This is a genomic window from Pseudomonas sp. DG56-2 (assembly GCF_004803755.1).
Classification (GTDB): domain Bacteria; phylum Pseudomonadota; class Gammaproteobacteria; order Pseudomonadales; family Pseudomonadaceae; genus Aquipseudomonas; species Aquipseudomonas auratipiscis.
Map to the genome: position 1 here is coordinate 890576 of NZ_CP032311.1, position 16817 is coordinate 907392.

The following is a 16817-nucleotide window of genomic DNA, read 5'->3' on the forward strand; positions in this document are numbered from 1 at the left end:
AGTGTCTGACGCTATCCGGCGGCGCCTGGCTACCGAATTACCTGAGGTTGAAACCGCAGTCCGTGAGCCCGGCGCAGTTCGAGCACCTGGCGCGGAGTCGCAGCGCGCTGTCGATCTTGGGCGCTTGTTCGAAGATGACCCAGATCTTGCGTTGCGCACTGGCCTTTCCAGGCAACTTGAATCTGACCAGACCACCCTATATCGAGCAGCTGAACAGCAGGCATTGGACGAGATCCGCCCTTCGCTGACTCGCGAGCGCATTGGCAATGTGGCTGACCTCAAGGCTGAGCGAGTTGGGCTGGTGGCCCAGGACATGGCACTTGATGCGACCCACCGTGACCGCGCCAAGGATTTCCAAGGCCAGCGCCTAAGCCGAAAGCAGGCTGAGCGTGCTGCCCGTGATGCCATAGCCACAGAGCGCGAGCAGATTCGCGCCCGCACCAGCGAGATCGACACCATGCTGGAGCGCAACCGGGCTGGCGAGCTGGACCGCCGGGACTCGGGTTTGATCGAGCGCGGACAGGTTCCGGAGCGCCTGCAGCCACAGATTCAGGCCAGAGCCAGGCAGATCAAGCAGGGCTATCAGCAGCGCCCTCTGGGTGCAGCCATGCGCGCCGCTCGGGAAACTGCAGAGGACGCTGACTGGACCGTCCGGGAGAGCGCATTGCGCACTGCTGTGGCACAAGCCATGACCGGGCGCGACATTGATGTCGCCAAGCTGTTCGAGCTCGACGATCCAGCCAAAGCACAAAGCGCGATTGAGTACATAAAACGTCCGCAAGGCCGTCGCGTTGACCTGGCAGGGCAAGCCGAAAGCGCTCGCGTTGATGGCCAGCTTAAAGAAACCGATGATCTTGAAGAGGCACGCGCAGCACTGGCAGAGGATGAAGCGCTTTCCCGGGAAGTGCTGGACCAACTTCCAGATGAGCAGCGCAGCCAGGCGGAAGCGATTTTGAAAGAAGAGATGGCTACTGCTGATGTCGAGATCGCTAAGGCTGAACAATACGCCAAGGCCTATCGAGCCGCGGCCATCTGTGAACTGGGGAGAGGTTGATGGCAACGCTACCGAAGGACATTAGCCCATGCGCTGACGCGGTCCGTGCGGCCGCCGGTGATATGGAGTCACAAGAGATTCAAGAAATCTTCCAGCTGTTGCGCGGTCGGGCGAAGGAAATCATGGCTCGCGAAGGGGCGTTGAGCCTTGAGCAGGCCACGTTGCGAGCCTCTGATGAACTGGCCAGACAAGCTCATCATGCAGCCATTATTGAGCGCAGAAACGCCTTTCTGAACTTCCGCGCAAGGTCGCGTGCAGTGGCATTTGTCAGGGATAACTTTGCTGACAGACCAGATCTCGGTGTCGAATCGTTACTGGTAGGGACAAACCTTGCGCGCCAGGGCTCACGCCTTTCGGTCGCTGCAGAGCAGAAGGCCTTGAGCAATGCCTACGTCGGAGGCCTTCTTGCAGACCTTGAACGATCTGACCTGACAGCTCTGTTTGCGAAAGGGGATGCTGACGGGGATGTCGCGGATGCGTTGTGGCGGATTGGAAAGGGCCAGGACACCAAGGATCTGAACCCGCAAGTGGTGGAGATCGCTCAAATCATCCAGAAGTATCAAGAGGGAGCCAGGATCGATGCCAACCGGGCCGGAGCTAGCATCGGCAAGATTCCAGGGTACGTCACGCGACAAAGCCATGATGGCGAGCGGATTGGTCGAGCGGGCTTCGAGCAATGGAAAGGCAGAATCATGGACGAGCTTGACCCCGTGACATTCGATGGAGTCAGAGACATTGACGAATTCATGGAGGGCATATTCAACGGTTTGGAGTCTGGCGACCACCTGAAGGCCCGGGATTTCAAGGCGGACAAAGGTTTTCGTGGGCCTGCGAATCTTGCCAAGAAAATCAGCCAAGAACGTGTCCTTCACTTCAAGGATGGCAGGGCCTGGTTTCGCTACAACAAGGAGTTCGGGATGGGCAATCTGCGCGAATCCGTCTTGAATGGGCTTGATATGTCAGGGCAGAACACCGCCTTGATGCGACGCCTGGGTACCAATCCAGAGGCCAACCTGAACAAGGTTGTTGATATTTTGCGCTCCGATGTCCGCAAGAAAGGTGATAACCAGGCCCTCAAAAACTTCAATACTGCCGCTCGCGGTATGGTTGCAAATCGATTCAAAGAGATCAGCGGGCAGACCCGCATTCCCGGCAACGCCACTCAGGCACGAATCGCCGCCAACGTCCGTGCTTGGCAGTCGCTGTCCAAGCTCGGGGGCGCGCTCCTTTCCAGCTTCACAGATCTGCCGGTGGCTGCCAGCGAAATGCGATACCAAGGCCAGAACTTCCTGGGCAGCCTGGCAGAGATGAGCGCCGGGCTGCTAAAGGGCAGGGGAAGCGCCGAGCAGCGCCAGATCCTGTCTGCCTATGGCGTTTACGCTGACTCGATGCGCGGGGAGATCATGCGCCGCTTCTCCGCCGACGACTCCATGGGCGGCACAATGTCTCGCGGCATGAACCTGTTTTTCAAACTCAACGGCCTGTCCTGGTGGACCGATGCCAACAAAGCCAGCGCCGGCCTGATGATGGCCCACAACCTGGCCCAAAACAAAGGCAAGGCTTGGGGCTCGCTGAACGCCGATTTCAAACGCGCGCTGAGCCTATATGACCTGGATGCGGGCAAGTGGGATCTGCTGCGCGAAATGGACATGCGCATGGCCGACGGTCGTGATTACATGACGCCGGACGGCATTGCAGCGATCAGCGACGAGCGCATCGGCCAGTACCTGGCCGAACGCAATCGCCCGGTATCCGCCGGCGCGATCCGCGAAACCCGCCAGGACCTGGAGCGTAGCTTGCGCGCCTACGTTAATGATCGGGTGACCTATGCCGTGCTGGAACCGGATGCGCGCACCCGCTCGATCATGAACCAGGGCACCCAGCCAGGCACTGTTGTTGGGGATCTGGCTCGCTTCGTTGGACAGTTCAAGAGCTTCCCCTTTGCATACATGCAGAAGACCTTGGGGCGCGAGCTCTACGGACGTGGATATACGCCAACTTCCCTGGGTAAAAACCACCGTGGTGGTCGCGACCTATGGGCAGCATTGCGAAATGGCAACGGTGAGCGTTTGGCGATGGCCCAACTGGTTCTGTGGACAACAGCGTTTGGCTATCTGTCCATGGCATCCAAAGATGTTGCGAAAGGGCGTGAGCCGCGTGACCCCAACGATTACAGGACTTGGGCGGCAGCGATGGTCCAGGGCGGTGGCTTTGGCATTTTTGGTGATTTCCTGTTCGGTGAAACCAACAGGTTCGGCAATACATTCCTTGATACAGCCGCCGGGCCAACGCTGGGGTTGGTATCTGACGCGGTGGAGTTGTGGAACAGAGTGAGATCGGGAGACGACGCTGCAGCCTCTACCCTGCGCACGGCGCTCAGCAATACACCTTTCTTGAATCTGTTCTACACCCGCATCGCGCTGGACCATCTATTGCTGTTTTCCGCGCAAGAAGCCCTTAACCCCGGGTCGCTACGGAGGACTGAGGAGAGAATCAGGACGGAGAACGACCAAGAGTTTCTGATCAAACCATCGCAGAGCTACATGGACCCGCTGGGGTGGAGTCGTTAATCTTCGGCAAAAAGACAAGGAGTTTTTATGGTTCCCATCGTCGTATTTTTTGCGGTGTTCCTGGCTTCGATGCTTGATCCGATTGCGATACTCCTGTGCGGCGGGGGCGGGTTCTTCTCCAGATCCACGCTTTTGGCTGCAGCATTTGGAGCTGTCGCTTACCTGTTGTTGATACTGATTTTCTCTATTCCCTCTATGGGAATTTCTGCATTCGTGGGCCGTATCGCCGCTGGCGCAGCGCTGGCGATGTTGGGGTATGGCCTTAGAAAGGCAATCCGCGCAATGCGTGCAGCAGGTAGCCAGTAGCAGTCCTGGAGGCGGGCGGCCCTCTTAAAGAGGGTCGCCGCTAGCCGCCTCAGTCATCGTCGCCTTCGCCGTCCTTCTCTACTTCCCCAATGGTCACCTGAATGGGGAGCCCAGTTTCCTGGCTGCAAGCCATCAGGAAATTGATGGCATCCCCCACGGTTAGCTCCTTGCCGCTAGACGGGCGGAAGCTTTCTTCCAGGCGCGCGATGATCTCGGCATGCAGCGATCTTGATCCGTCCCTGGCGCTTTGCTCAAGGCTGGCGCGAAGCTCTGCGGGCATGCGGATGGGGTAAGGGGAGATGGTGTGCCGATCGTTCATGGTGACCCCGTGAGTGGTATTGAGCGCAGGGTACGCAACGAGTGAGATTGACTCAATGAGTTAACTTGACTCACTATTGGCTTGAGTTAATATGAGTCCACAAAGCCAAGGAGGTAGTCACCATGAGCAGCCGACACAAAATCACCCCGTTCCCACTGCGCATGCCTGCAGAGGTAAAGGAATACCTAGACGGGAAGGCGGAAAAGGAAGAGCGCAGCCTGAACTGGCTGATCTGCAAAGTCTTGAAGGAGGCGATGGAGAGCGAGCAGGGAAAGATCCAGGCAAGTTCCTGAAACGAAGAAGCCCCGGTCGCGGCAACGACCAGGGCTTCGAGTGTGAACACTTTGGAGGAAATTCACGTGACGAATAATAGCACGGCAACAGCCCAGGTCATCCCGTTCCATTCGGCAAAGCTTCTGCTCATTGAGCATGAAGGGCAGCCATTCGTGCCCATGAAGCCGGTGGTGGAGGGCATGGGCCTCGCTTGGCAGACCCAGCACCGCAAGCTGATGGAGGGCCGCTTTGCATCAGTTATCACCATTATGGTGACAACTGGTTCCGACGGTAAGCAGTACGAAATGGCCTGCCTTCCTCTGCGCAAGCTCGCCGGCTGGCTGATGTCGATCCATGCCAGCAAGGTTCGGCCCGAAATTCGCGACGGCGTGATCGCCTACCAGAACGAATGTGACGATGCCCTGTGGGCTTACTGGAACGATGGCCACGCGGTAAATCATCGTGGTCCGGGCCAGGCCATGACCATCATCAGCCAGACCATCGGCACCGATGGCTTTCACATGCTGGGCGCGCTGGTCAAGGGTAAGGTTTCCTCGCTACCAGCAGCAGTACAGCGCCGGGCCATAGCAAAAATCTGGTCACAAGTGCACGCGGCATTCGGTGTGCGGTCTGCAGAAGACATTCCAGCCGACCAGCTGGACTCGGCCCGGAACTTCATTGCCGCTTACACCCTGGAGGGTGAGTGGCTGGCCAAACCAGAGAAAGTCGTCGGCACGGTGCTGACCGACCACCAGCTCTACGCCGCGTTCTTTGTGATCCATCACTTTGAACAGCTGCGCGGAATCTTCAAGCGCTACGACATGTATACCTGCTTGAGAGGCCTTGGCAGCCGTATTGGTGTCGAAATGCACGACCACTTCCGAGATGGTGCTTTGGGTGTTCGTGAACTTTCTGCCTTGAAGCCCGAGTACGAGGCCGCCGAGCGCAGACTTGGCCTTAACCGGCATCAGCCTGGCGCCCCCAACTACTGAACCTGATAGCCGCCAATCCCACCGAAGCCCGCCCCCGAGCGGGCTTTTTCATTCTTGAGGAAACGTCATGACCAAGACCAACAACGTGATTCCGTTTCGGTACCAAGGCGAAGCGGTGCGGTTCAACAGCGAAGGCTGGATCAATGCCACGGATGTGGCGAAGAAGTTCGGAAAGCGACCAAACGACTGGCTGTCACTCCCATCGACAGTGGAATACGTCAAAGCGCTGAATCGTCATCTTTTTGGTGATACCGGAAAATCTGGTAACGACAAGATGGTTATCTCGCGGCGCGGTGGTCGCGATCAGGGTACTTGGCTGCATCCCAAGTTGGCTGTTGCATTCGCTCGCTGGCTCGATGTGGACTTCTCCGTCTGGTGCGACCTGCACATCGACGCCTTGCTGCGCGGTGAGCTGACCGAGAAGCAGCAGTTCGAGCAGGCCTGCAAGATGCTCGACGAGGGCCTGCAACTGGCCAGCCTGCACGGCAAGGGGCTGGCCGACTGGAAAGCCAGGAAGCCGGCCCTGCAACACAACGTGGATGAATCCATTGGCCGGCTGCAATTGGTCCTCGGCTTGGCCTGATCCCAGCCAAAAATCAAAACCCCCGGACGCTCGCAACGTGCCGGGGGTTTTTGTTTCTACCCCATGAGTGGCATAGGGAGAACGTAGTTGAAGACTACCAAAGAGAGGCTTGCCGTGACAGGAAAGATGACGCCCGGTGGGGCGAACATCGCCGGCATTGTTCTGGCAGTCGGCGCCGCGGTGTTCCTGATCCTTACAGGCGCGGCGAATTTGCTGTCAGCGCTTTAGCCGAGCGGCCACCGCATTCATGAAGTCCGCCTTGAGCGGACTTTTTTAATGCCATCGCAGAACCCATCAGCAAACCAGAGAGCCCCGCCAAGTGCGGGGCTTTCGCATTTCTGGAGCATATAAATTGACCGTCTCGACCACTGATAGCGTTATCGAATACGTATCCGGCGGCCCAACATTCCCAATCCCGTACCGGTTCCTGCAGAACTCTGACATTGACGCTGTCCTGGTCAAGCAGGACGGCACCTCGGAAACCTTGACCGGAGCCCAATACACCCTGTCCGGTGCGGGGTCGCAAAACGGTGGAACGCTAACCTCTTCCTACGCCGCTGGATTCTTGGGCGTATCTGGTGCGTCGCTCACTATTTCTCGGATCATGGACCCGGTTCAGCCAACCGATTTGCGCAACCAGGGCAAGTTCCTTGCTGAAACGCACGAAACGGTTTTTGACCGTCTCACAATGCTGATACAGCAGGGCTTTGCGATCTTGCGTCGGGCTCTGCTGAGGCCAATTGGTAAGGATTATTACGATGCTGAGAACCGCCGCATTGCGAATGTTGCTGACCCTGTGCAAGGCCAGGACGCTGCGACCAAGAAGTGGACCAGCGTTTTCGTTGGTGGTCTGATCGGTGCAATCACCGGACCGATAAACAATGCTCTCAATATTTTCTATAAATATCCCGATGGCTCCTCGCATGTTGTTCAAGACCTGTCTGGCGCGAATGGATCGGATGGTATCGGCCATGATTCGACTACGGTCGGCGCGGCTATTGATGAGCTGCTTTTGCCAGCAAGCCCTACCCAGCTAGGACGCCTCAAGACACTTGATCCGTCCAGCACCCAGGGAGGCATTGACACCGATGCCGCTGTAACTGGCGCCGGTCTGCGCGCATACGACCGCTCAATGCAGGAATTGCGGAATACTTACAACAGTTGGCTTTCGGCTAGCTCTGCCACTGGCGCACGTACTGTAAACTTCGTTGGCGACTCTATTGGCTTTGGCGCTGGGGCTGGCAATACCGTTGGCGATATCCGCCGTAATGCGCTCGTTCGCATTCTTCAGCGAATGCTCAACATCGAGCATGGTGGCAACAACTACGGCTTTGTTTCCTCCTACGACACCAACGGAACAGGCCGAGAAATTCATACGGTAACGCAGGTGCCATTCGTTCCAGGTCAGTTTTGGGGCGCCCTGCAAAACGCAGCAGCAGGCCACCTTCCTAACGGCTGGGCACTTCTGTCGTCTCAGGCTGGCGATATTGTCCGATTCGGACTTCAGAGTGAATTCCGCCAGGTGCGTGTGTGGTTCGATGGCACTCAAACAGGCAGCTTTACCGTAAAGCTCGGCGACGGCACGCTACTTACCACCGTGACAACTACCGGCGCCGGAACTGGGTTTGACCGTACAATCGCGCTGACTATCTCCGACTGGACCAATGGCAGCTCCAGGATTGATATCACCGTGGTCTCTGGCACCGTCGCCATCTGTGGCCTGGAGTACACCCATGACACCACCCAATTCGCACTCAACAACTTTTCCCGCGACGGACGAAAAGCCCAATACGTTGCCGAATCTGTAATCGATAAAATGTGCAACGGCGCTGGTGCATTGATCTTCGCACTTGGAGCTAACGACCAGCTCTCTGTTGGGGCTGATCAGACCGCTGTCATTCAGCGCATGGACTGGCTGATCCAATACGCCAACCAATACAAGTGCAGGCTGATTATCCTTGACCTGCTGATGTGGCAACCAAACTCCCACTGGTTGCGGGCTCAGTTCCGGCGCGTTGCAGCAGCAGTTCCAGGTTCGCTACTGGTGCCAATGGGGAATCTAATCTCCCCAAACGGCGTACCACTGACGGCGGCTGAACTTAACACCCGCAACATTACCTCAGACGGTACCCACCCAACCGTTCAGGGACATCGCATGATTGCGGAAACCTTGGCAACGCTTATGGGGTGCTCGATCAGGAGCAAAGGGTTAGTGAACCGGATGAATAACGAATGGACCGGCCTGAGCCTTGTGGGCGGCGTGACAAACAGCGTCTCGGATGTTCGGGCTATCACGGCATGGAGAATCGTGAATAGCACTCTGCAGATTCGCTTCAACTGCACCTGCCCAGTCTCTGGAACGTTGATTGGTACCGTACCACTTGGGTTTTCTTCGATATCTGAAACAGGTAACTACATACTGAACCCGCAATCAGACGGTAAGGCCGCACTTATTGCAATTAACGCAACTGGGGAATTACGAGTGTTCAACGACCCTGGAAGGTTGCAAGGCCTTCCTACGGCGCTACTCGGTGTTATTACCATCCCGCTGAATCAAAACAACGAGTTCCCTCTTTACTATTGATCTGTTAAAGGTTTGCCTGGCCAAGGATGTTGACGCAGCCATGATGGGTAGTGAGGCAGGGACAATCTTGGGACACTGGATGTCCCAAATGGTCATCGGTACGATGTCGACACTGGGAGTCGAATTGAAGGGGCTCAGCGAAGCGCAATCAGTACAGCAATCAGTACATTGTCTGTGAGTGCCTTGCTAGAGCCCAGTGAATACGGAGATATGTAGTCCAGATATGGTGCCTGTCTCCGGCACCAGAGACCAGTTTCCAGAAGTCTATGACTGTCTACGAAACACCCAACAAAGCCCGCCTAGTGCGGGCTTTGTTGTTTCTGCTTGTCTCGTTTTGTCTCTGTGCATCTACGCGAGTTAGGGATATGTTTAGGGATATCTCGGTTCGACAAGGAAACGTATCCCTATGGCGCGCACGGTTTTGCCCCTGGCGGACCCCAAATGCGACGCGGCCAAGCCACGCGATAAGGACTACAAGCTATTCGATGGCAAGGGCCTCTATCTCCTGGTCAAGCCATCAGGGGTCAAGACTTGGCGGTTGAAGTACACAAACCTGATGGTCGTGATAGTTTAGCCACATTTGGCAATTATCCGGCGCTCGGCTTGAAAGCGGCCAGGGAGCGAAGTGCTCAGGCGCTTGAGCTTCTCGCTGTTGGGAAAGACCCCATCGAACAGGCGCGTTCTGACAAACAGGAGGCGGCAAACGCCCGGGCAAATACCTTCCGTTTGCTTGCACAGGAATGGCACGCAGCTTGCGCTCGTAAGTGGACACCTGGTCATGCCTCCACCGTTTGGCGACGGATTGAATCTCACCTGCTGCCCACCCTTGGCGATCGTCCTGTCGCGGAGCTGAAAACCCGTGATTTGCTTGTACCGCTCAAAGCGGCGGAAAAGCGGGACACTTTGGATACGGCTGCACGCCTACGCCAGTACATGACCGGCATCCTCCGCATGGCGGTTCAGCATGGCCATTTGGATTTCAACCCCGCAATCGATCTGCAAGGTGCAACGGCTACTCGGAAAACAGCACATTGACCGGCCCTGCCATTTGATCGCTTACCTGAACTCCTCCAGCGCATTGACACCGACAGCGGACGCGGATTGACCAAGCTCGCGGTGCAGCTGACTTTGTTGGTATTTATCCGCTCCAGTGAGCTCCGCTTCGCGCGCTGGGGAGAGATCGATATGAGCAGATTAATGTGGGAGATTCCTGGCGAACGAGCGGCTATTGAGGGTGTGAAGAACTCCCACCGAGGTTCCAAGATGAGCACCCCACACCTGGTGCCGCTCAGTCGGCAGTCCGTTGAGGTGTTGGAGAGCGTTCGTAACCTTACTGGTCGCTTCGATCTGGTATTTGCGGGCGACCATAATCACTGGAAACCCATGAGCGAGAACACCGAGAGTAAAGCTCTGCGGCGTATGGGATATGACACCAAAGCAGAGGTATGCGGTCATGGTTTTCGGACTATGGCCTGCTCCGCACTGGTTGAGTCTGGACTATGGAGCAAGGACGCTGTTGAGCGGCAAATGAGCCATCAGGAGAGAAATACGGTGCGTGCCGCCTACATCCACAAAGCTGAACACATACAAGAGCGGAGGCTTATGGTGCAGTGGTGGGCTGATTACTTGGATGCCAATCGCAAGGATGCAATCACCCCCTACGTTTTTGCCCATGGGCGGTTACCTCAGTCATGAAACAGACTGGCATGGTAGCGGACGATCATGATGCAGTGGTGCGCCGACTTTCTGGACAAACTGGAAAAGGGGAATGTCGTTCAAGGACATTTCGGCAACGCTGTATGAGGATTGTAGTGGTCAACTAATCCCGGACACGACGTTAAGTTTTTCCTCGGCCCGCGCTGGCGCCAACCCATCGTTGAATTGGTGAGGCCGAATCCAGTTGTAGCGATGCATCAAAAAATGGCTGATATCGCGCTGTGCTTCCTGCGCAGTTCGATAGCCCATGGTCGGTATCCATTCTGTTTTCAAGCTGCGAAATACGCGCTCCATCGGTGCGTTGTCCCAGCAGTTTCCTCGTCGACTCATGCTCTGGCGCATGCGGTATCGCCACAACCGCTGGCGAAAGAGTCGGCTTGCATATTGCGATCCCTGGTCTGAGTGGAATAGCAGATCCGAAGGCCTGCCACGCTGCTCGTAAGCCATATCCAGCGCTTTGATCACCAGCTCAGCGTCTGGCTTTTCCGACAGCGCCCAGCCAACGATCCGACGCGTACAAAAATCCAGGACGACAGCCAGGTAATGCCACTTTCCTTGCGCCCAAATGTAGGTGATATCGCCACCCCAGACTTGATTGGGCGCTGGCACGTCGAACTCGCGGTTCAATGTGTTCGGGATATTCAGTCTTTCTACTGTTGCTCGTTTGTAGGCATGGGAGCCGGGTTGTTTGCTGACTAAATCAAGCTCGCGCATCAAGCTACGCACTTTGGATCGACCGAGTTGCTCACCGTCTTCACGCATCAGCGACAGGATGCTGCGACTGCCCGCAGAGCTACGACTTTGCGAGAACAGCTCACTGACGCGACTACGCAATCGAAGCCGTTCAACATCGGGCGTGCGGCGCCGCAGGCGCTGGGCGTAGTAACACGAGCGAGTGACGTCAAACACCTTGCACAGCCAATCAACCGGCTCATGGGCGCTCAACTGGTCAATCAGCGCGAACGCTCGTGATCTTCCGACATCAAGAGCGTGGTAGCCTTTTTAGTATTGATTTCGCTCGCTCAAGCCGAGCAATCCGGGCTTTCAGCTCCTGAATTTTTTGCTGTTCCGGAGTCAGTGCCTTGCTCTGCGGGGTGACGTCTTTATGTTCTTTCTGAATCTGGTCAACCCAGCGGCGCAATGCCGATTCACCAATGCCGAGTGAACGGCTGGCTTCGATGTAGCTGTAGTTTTGTTTGAGCACAAGGTCGGCAGCCTCGCGCTTGAATTCAGGAGTAAAGGAGCGGCGTTGTTTGGTCATCTGACACCTCGATCTGGCGAGCATTCTCGCCTAAATGGGTGTCCGGTTTCATTAGACCACTACAATGCTGGAGCGACAAGGCGCATTCATCGCTTGGATACTGCTGACCTGTCGAGCGGATTGAAGTAATCTCTGGGCTTTGAGTTGGGGCCAAGGTGGGCTCCGGCGTTCCTCTCACCTGCAGGCTTGACGCCCGCACGAAGCGAGCTTTCAGCATGACCCAATTTACCGAACCCACTGAAGATGTGATTGCAACCTTTTTGCCTCAAATCTTGGATAACGAAGCTAAAGGTATTCTCTCTGATTTGGCGGCTCAGCCGAATCTAGCTCTTGAGTTCATGGACTTTACGCAGAATGACACCCAACGCGCAATAAAGCACGTCGTTGGGATTTTCGAGGAGTGTTTCCACGCTGGTCACCTGAAGGTAATTGTGAGCCACATCAATGGAACTTTGTACGGCTACGCACTGGTCTTCATTCTTCCGACAAAGGTAATGGCTGCTTACTGCCATAAAATTTTCGTGTACGAACCATATCGGGGAAGGGGTATCGGCCGGCAAATCCTGTCCGCTGTACTTGAGGGGTTCCCTGAAGTTTGTCTGATCTGCTCGCCGGAGCTTTGCTCGTTCTACACGAAAGCTGGGCTCAAATATAAAGGCGATTTCTCCGTACCTCAGAGCCAGCCGGTTTTCACCCTATCTTCCGGACTGTACGAGGGGCTTGCAATTATGTCGACTGTCGATACCACCGGCCGCGAGCCGATGTTCCTGCTCAATGACGAAGATGTAGGCGCATTGCTTGCGATCCGGTATCAGAGTACTGGTGAATGAGCCCGACGCATCACCTCGGCGAGCCTCGTGCTGACCAGCTTCTAAGAGGCCGCACAAAGCGGAGGTAATGCTTTGTCGGGGGGGCGGGGCTGCTGGGGCTTTAAAGAGCGGACCCGCTCACTACTGTCCTACGGGATTAGGCCGCACATTTGGCGGGCTGACTACAATGTGGGAGCTAGGCCTCGGTTCCCTCCCAAAAGCCGGCTACTAGCGAGGATATCTCACTGGCGAATCTGTTATCCCGGTCGATGATGGTAGGTTGCTAGGTCGCTATCTAGAGACCAGATGAATAGCTCGCTCATAGGAAAGCGCGCTACGCACTTTTCGTATTCTTTGATTATGCTGAGATCACCAAAACTAGTACCCTCACCGGTTCGGGTGGCAGACTTATTTTGACCTGCTTTATTGGGGAACTCCGCCAGCCAGTCCAAAACCTCTCTAGTACTGGGAAACTCACTAAGCCTATAGGGAGGCTCATCGGAAAAAGCGGCGCGCACTGCGTCACAGAAGCGTTGCGCTGTTTGTCTACGGAGTCTTCCATCGCCATTTTGAGCGATATGGTTTCCGGTCTCTAGGATCGTGGCCATTGGTAAAATAAATGTGCAGTTGTTGTCGGCATACTCTAAGAAATCTGCTACCACCCGCTCGGCATCCTGATTTAGACCAGGCACGTTCAGCATATTTACAAATACACTAGTGTCGATTAAACAGATTGAGCTCATTAGGACTCACCCTGCATTTTCCGGAGCCAATCTAATGCATTTTGTCGCTTCTGTTTAACCGTGATAGGTGATTTCACGAAGCGATCCACAATGCCGTTGGTTACTAACTCCCCCAATGGCCCTTGGGAAACTAAACCGGCATAGTCTTGCAGATCTGCGAGGCGTACCAAGCGGCTGTCGCCATCCTGGGGGTCACGGTAGCAAAATACTACATCGCCCAATGCAGTGTCTGGGAGTGCATCCATCAAAGCGGGATTGTGAGTGCTGAGCAGCAGACGCACACCACGTAGCTCAGCTTGCTCACGCATGGTTTTCATAAGTTGGCGTGCTCGCGATGGATGGACGCCGTTGTCGACTTCCTCAATAACTAGTGTTGATTCCGCAGGAATAGACAGTAAGGCAGCGGCGATAGCCAGCACCCGAAGAGTACCATCAGAGAGCAACTCAACTGACCAATTACGCTCGACCGAACCGAAGTTTTCAACCAGCTCCAAGGAGACCCGTCCGCGGCGATCCTCGAAAAAATTGACATCTTTTACGTCTTGCTCAGGAAGACTCTTGATGAATTCGATTATGGCTGGGCGGGCCCCTTCGTCCTGCCAAAGCGTAAAGAGCACACCGGACAAATTAGAGCAGTCACCTCGGAGCTTCTTGTCCGGATAACTATCGCCGCGCATCAAGGCTGGCACAGGATCAAGAAACAAAGTGTTAGCTAGTAGGCTCTGGAAGTGTTCAGTCGTTTGCGGGATCACCTTCTGTGCTTTCTTATGGCCCGAATCGAACAATGCTGAACTGGCGAGTTGATTTAGAATGGCTATCTGGTCAGTGCATGTGATTTGTGGCTTCTTGCCGCCTGTGGAGAAATTATTATACGCAACCCGCACGTCAGTACTCAGACCAATAGAGGACTGCTCGATACGGTAAAGCGGGAATCTTTGGGTGGGCGAGCTAATACTCTCTTGAACAATATGCAACTCATCTTCACGCAGGGATATTTCGATATTGAAGCTATTCCACTCCGAATCATCGGTTTCACAACCCAGTGTGAATGACTGGCCCTGGAGGTACGGAAGGTCCTTAATCTGGCCACGGAGTATTTGCTCTGAATCGTCTACTCGGTGGCGTAACACCGATAACTTCTGTCCTTGGCCAAGCCAGCATAGAAAACGGAAGGCCTCTAAAGCATTACTTTTCCCAGAAGCATTAGCACCTATCATTAGAGTCAAGGACGATAGAGGTAAACGCTGGTCTCGATAACTTTTAAATCCCTTGATGATAATATTTTTCAGCATGCTTGCTCCTTCAAAGGCTTATTCTTGACGGCAGTCTTGCTCGGCATCAATTCGTGAACATCCATCAAACAATTCTCCGCACAATGTCGCCAAGCCGCGCTGGATCACCCGCGCACAGCCGTTTTACTGCTTCTAGGCTCTCGATTCCCAGTATCTCGCTTATATGTCGAAAATCGATGCCTTGGCGCTTCAGCTTCACCGCCAATGTTCGCCACCCTGATTGGGCGCTTGCACCCTCACCACCGGCTTGGGCGAACAGGCGGATATAGAGACGACTCAGCTGGTTAGCGCTGTAGTAAGTCTTGCCGTCACGTTGTGTGGCACTGATCTTCAGCCCGTCACCGGTGCGGCCCGACACGAACAACGACGCCCGGTAGGCTATACGCCTTGCTGAAACTCCATGGCCGCGGTCCAGGCGTTCGACCATGGGTGCGTCAATAGCATTGGTCAGTTTCTTGTTCGTCCAGCACAGAGATCGTGCGCGATGTTTGTAAGCAGGCTCTACTCGCACCTGGGAGTCGATCAGTACCTCACCGGATTCGCTTACGTAGTCGCTTACACGCAGTCGGCAAATCTCGGTCACCGTCATGCCGGTGCCGAAGCATGTGGGCAGCAGGGCCGCGTCACGATTGCCATTCTCGGGGCTGCTTACCCTAGCAATCTTCACCGCATGTTCGAGCTGGTGACCCTCGATGACTACCGCCTTGGGCATTTTTCACTCTACATCGCTATATGCCATCAATCCCAACATAGTACGGCAACAAAAAAGCGGAGGATAGGCCGCCCCTGTTGCATCCGTACTGTTCCCGGAATGTGGGACTCCACAAGTCATCCTGTGGGGCTTGAATGGTCATTACACATAGAAATCCGATTCGCCATGGTTACACCGATCCAGTTGTTACACTGCTAGAACACAGCGGGTAGGCTGACGTGTAACCACAATTTAGTCCTTTAAAATCAATTTGTTATTGATGGGCGCTACACGTATTACACCTGTTACACCTCATTAGAGTCTTAGTTGGCTAGCGCCCCCATGCCCCTATTCGTTCGTGCCTTCAGCGGCAGATGCAGTCCCCGCACTCCCGTTTTTTGAACCAGCCGGGGGACCCTGAGAGACGGAGCAAGATACGGGGCTGGAAACCCGCGGGACTTTGTTAGCTGCAGGGTGCCCAGCTTAGTGAACAGGTGAATCGGGTGAACACACCCGTCTGGGTGGTGAACCCAATCAATCATTCTCCTGGCTCCTGACCCTTCTCCTCGTGGGCCGTCAACCTCGTCAACTGTCAACCATCGTCAACCGGTTAGCCGCTAGCAAGACGGCGCGGGTTTCCGACCCCGTACCGTCTGATAAACACCAGGGGCCCCGGGGTAGAAACTGACGAAAAGCCAAAATGGCCAAACGAGTTCTGGTGCGTGGTAATCAAAAGACTGCTTAGCGATGCCAGCGAGTGTTCTCGACCTCACACCAAACAAAATCCTGACGCCGTCTGGCATTACGGTGTTCTCTTAAAAGCATGAAAAACTGAAAGATGCCCGTGGGTATGCGGTACTAGCGAGAGTCAGGCGGCAGTCTTTACCAAGAGCGCGAAGCTCTTTGGTTTCTCCCACTCCCATAGTTACAGGCTGATTGCCCAGTCGGCCGTAAATACCACCACCCGGGTAGACCGTATCCACCCCGATGACGAGGTTATTTTTTATCAATTGTGCAGACTGACCTTGCTGAAGATCGATTACCTGATCTGAAACAATCGTCTTGTCAAGGTTTTTCTTAAGGGTTTGATTTTGCTCGGACAAGATTTGTAGCGACAGGCCTTTCTTCTTGTCCTCCTCAGTTAAAGAGGCCAATTGCGCACGCAGTCCTTCGTTCTCCTTGCGAAGCGTCTTGAGCTCGTCCATCGAGGCAAATTGTTGGTGCAGTGATTTACTGATATCTGACAGTCGATTGATCGTATCTGGAACATTCCATGTTTTTGCCATTGTCAGCGACTCGATCTCCTTGTCACGCGATTCGACCTGCTTATCTCGGTCGTCTATTCGTCCTTGTTGAAGCTGAAATGCAAGTGTATAGGCACCAGGAACGGAAATAACTAGTAGAGCGCTGACGGCTCCCAGTGCTCTTTCAGCCGTCAACCATGAGGGAAAAGCCACCTAACCATCTCCTTTAGCTCATCGCCCATCATTCGGAGCGATCGAAAGGTGAGGACGGTACCCATCAGGCGGTAAACTGTCCACTGCCCCTACCGTGTAGTCGGCCGCGCGTGTGTATCCCACGGGGCAGGATCAGGTGGATCAGTTTTTAGGGATACGTTTAGGGG

15 protein-coding genes and 1 pseudogene are annotated in these 16817 nt (G+C 55.0%); 10 read left to right on the top strand and 6 right to left on the bottom strand.

Annotated elements, in window-relative coordinates; genetic code table 11:
• The first annotated feature begins 1 nt into the window (after position 1).
• From D3Z90_RS04245 to D3Z90_RS04255, 3 genes are read left to right on the top strand one after another with little or no spacing between them, the layout of a single operon-like run.
• Positions 2-1054, top strand: coding sequence for a hypothetical protein (locus D3Z90_RS04245; protein WP_256658324.1), 1053 nt, complete (start codon positions 2-4; stop codon positions 1052-1054).
• Positions 1054-3624 (top strand): hypothetical protein, encoded by a 2571-nt coding sequence (locus tag D3Z90_RS04250; RefSeq protein WP_136474553.1) that lies wholly within the window; start codon positions 1054-1056, stop codon positions 3622-3624. Before D3Z90_RS04245 ends, D3Z90_RS04250 begins: the two co-directional genes overlap by 1 nt.
• Before the next feature lie 27 nt (positions 3625-3651).
• Entirely contained in the window at positions 3652-3930 is a 279-nt protein-coding gene (locus tag D3Z90_RS04255) for a hypothetical protein (protein ID WP_136474554.1), read from the top strand.
• A 49-nt stretch (positions 3931-3979) separates the two neighbouring features.
• Here the strand turns inward: D3Z90_RS04255 and D3Z90_RS04260 are convergent, their stop codons facing one another.
• Positions 3980-4249: an Arc family DNA-binding protein gene (locus D3Z90_RS04260; protein WP_136474555.1), complete on the bottom strand. Its 270-nt coding sequence runs from the start codon at positions 4247-4249 to the stop codon at positions 3980-3982.
• Positions 4250-4371: 122 nt separating this feature from the next.
• Here D3Z90_RS04260 and D3Z90_RS04265 point away from each other — a divergent pair, with 122 nt between their 5' ends.
• The 6 genes and pseudogenes from D3Z90_RS04265 to D3Z90_RS04285 all read left to right on the top strand — a co-directional run bounded on the left by D3Z90_RS04265 (position 4372) and on the right by D3Z90_RS04285 (position 10376).
• Complete coding sequence (locus D3Z90_RS04265; RefSeq protein ID WP_136474556.1) at positions 4372-4542, top strand: Arc family DNA-binding protein; 171 nt, start codon at positions 4372-4374, stop codon at positions 4540-4542.
• Between the two features lie 42 nt (positions 4543-4584).
• Entirely contained in the window at positions 4585-5514 is a 930-nt protein-coding gene (locus tag D3Z90_RS04270) for a phage antirepressor N-terminal domain-containing protein (RefSeq protein WP_256658325.1), read from the top strand.
• A 67-nt stretch (positions 5515-5581) separates the two neighbouring features.
• Complete coding sequence (locus D3Z90_RS04275) at positions 5582-6097, top strand: KilA-N domain-containing protein (RefSeq protein WP_136474557.1); 516 nt, start codon at positions 5582-5584, stop codon at positions 6095-6097.
• 87 nt (positions 6098-6184) lie between these two features.
• Complete coding sequence (locus D3Z90_RS26740) at positions 6185-6325, top strand: hypothetical protein (RefSeq protein WP_168198434.1); 141 nt, start codon at positions 6185-6187, stop codon at positions 6323-6325.
• Positions 6326-6449: 124 nt separating this feature from the next.
• Positions 6450-8681: a hypothetical protein gene (locus tag D3Z90_RS04280; RefSeq protein ID WP_136474558.1), complete on the top strand. Its 2232-nt coding sequence runs from the start codon at positions 6450-6452 to the stop codon at positions 8679-8681.
• A 406-nt stretch (positions 8682-9087) separates the two neighbouring features.
• Positions 9088-10376, top strand: a pseudogene (locus D3Z90_RS04285) (tyrosine-type recombinase/integrase).
• A gap of 120 nt (positions 10377-10496) precedes the next feature.
• Here D3Z90_RS04285 and D3Z90_RS04290 read toward each other — a convergent pair.
• Positions 10497-11658 (bottom strand): IS3 family transposase gene (locus D3Z90_RS04290; RefSeq protein ID WP_136474559.1). Its coding sequence is split into 2 segments (ribosomal slippage): positions 10497-11400 and positions 11399-11658, totalling 1164 coding nucleotides; the frame shifts between segments, so codons are not numbered across the junction.
• Positions 11659-11873: 215 nt separating this feature from the next.
• Between D3Z90_RS04290 and D3Z90_RS04300 the strand changes: the two genes are divergently transcribed.
• Entirely contained in the window at positions 11874-12488 is a 615-nt protein-coding gene (locus D3Z90_RS04300; protein WP_136474561.1) for a GNAT family N-acetyltransferase, read from the top strand.
• Positions 12489-12724: 236 nt separating this feature from the next.
• Here the strand turns inward: D3Z90_RS04300 and D3Z90_RS04305 are convergent, their stop codons facing one another.
• The 4 genes from D3Z90_RS04305 to D3Z90_RS04320 form a co-directional block, all read right to left on the bottom strand.
• Positions 12725-13210 (bottom strand): hypothetical protein, encoded by a 486-nt coding sequence (locus tag D3Z90_RS04305; RefSeq protein WP_136474562.1) that lies wholly within the window; start codon positions 13208-13210, stop codon positions 12725-12727.
• Positions 13210-14502 carry an AAA family ATPase gene (locus tag D3Z90_RS04310; protein WP_136474563.1) on the bottom strand — a complete coding sequence of 431 codons (1293 nt, stop codon included), beginning with the start codon at positions 14500-14502 and terminating at the stop codon, positions 13210-13212. Before D3Z90_RS04310 ends, D3Z90_RS04305 begins: the two co-directional genes overlap by 1 nt.
• Positions 14503-14566: 64 nt before the next feature.
• A complete protein-coding gene (locus D3Z90_RS04315) occupies positions 14567-15214 on the bottom strand; it encodes a tyrosine-type recombinase/integrase (RefSeq protein WP_136474564.1) in 648 nt (215 codons plus the stop codon).
• Positions 15215-16008: 794 nt separating this feature from the next.
• Entirely contained in the window at positions 16009-16650 is a 642-nt protein-coding gene (locus D3Z90_RS04320) for a hypothetical protein (protein WP_136474565.1), read from the bottom strand.
• Between the last annotated feature and the right edge of the window lie 167 nt (positions 16651-16817).

What these genes read in the sequence shown, in the direction of transcription:
- D3Z90_RS04250 (WP_136474553.1), top strand. Translation starts at nt 1,054, where the DNA reads ATGGCAACGCTACCGAAGGACATTAGCCCATGCGCTGACGCGGTCCGT.
- D3Z90_RS04255 (WP_136474554.1), top strand. Translation starts at nt 3,652, where the DNA reads ATGGTTCCCATCGTCGTATTTTTTGCGGTGTTCCTGGCTTCGATGCTT.
- D3Z90_RS04260 (WP_136474555.1), bottom strand. Translation starts at nt 4,249, where the DNA reads ATGAACGATCGGCACACCATCTCCCCTTACCCCATCCGCATGCCCGCA.
- D3Z90_RS04265 (WP_136474556.1), top strand. Translation starts at nt 4,372, where the DNA reads ATGAGCAGCCGACACAAAATCACCCCGTTCCCACTGCGCATGCCTGCA.
- D3Z90_RS04275 (WP_136474557.1), top strand. Translation starts at nt 5,582, where the DNA reads ATGACCAAGACCAACAACGTGATTCCGTTTCGGTACCAAGGCGAAGCG.
- D3Z90_RS04300 (WP_136474561.1), top strand. Translation starts at nt 11,874, where the DNA reads ATGACCCAATTTACCGAACCCACTGAAGATGTGATTGCAACCTTTTTG.
- D3Z90_RS04305 (WP_136474562.1), bottom strand. Translation starts at nt 13,210, where the DNA reads ATGAGCTCAATCTGTTTAATCGACACTAGTGTATTTGTAAATATGCTG.
- D3Z90_RS04310 (WP_136474563.1), bottom strand. Translation starts at nt 14,502, where the DNA reads ATGCTGAAAAATATTATCATCAAGGGATTTAAAAGTTATCGAGACCAG.
- D3Z90_RS04315 (WP_136474564.1), bottom strand. Translation starts at nt 15,214, where the DNA reads ATGCCCAAGGCGGTAGTCATCGAGGGTCACCAGCTCGAACATGCGGTG.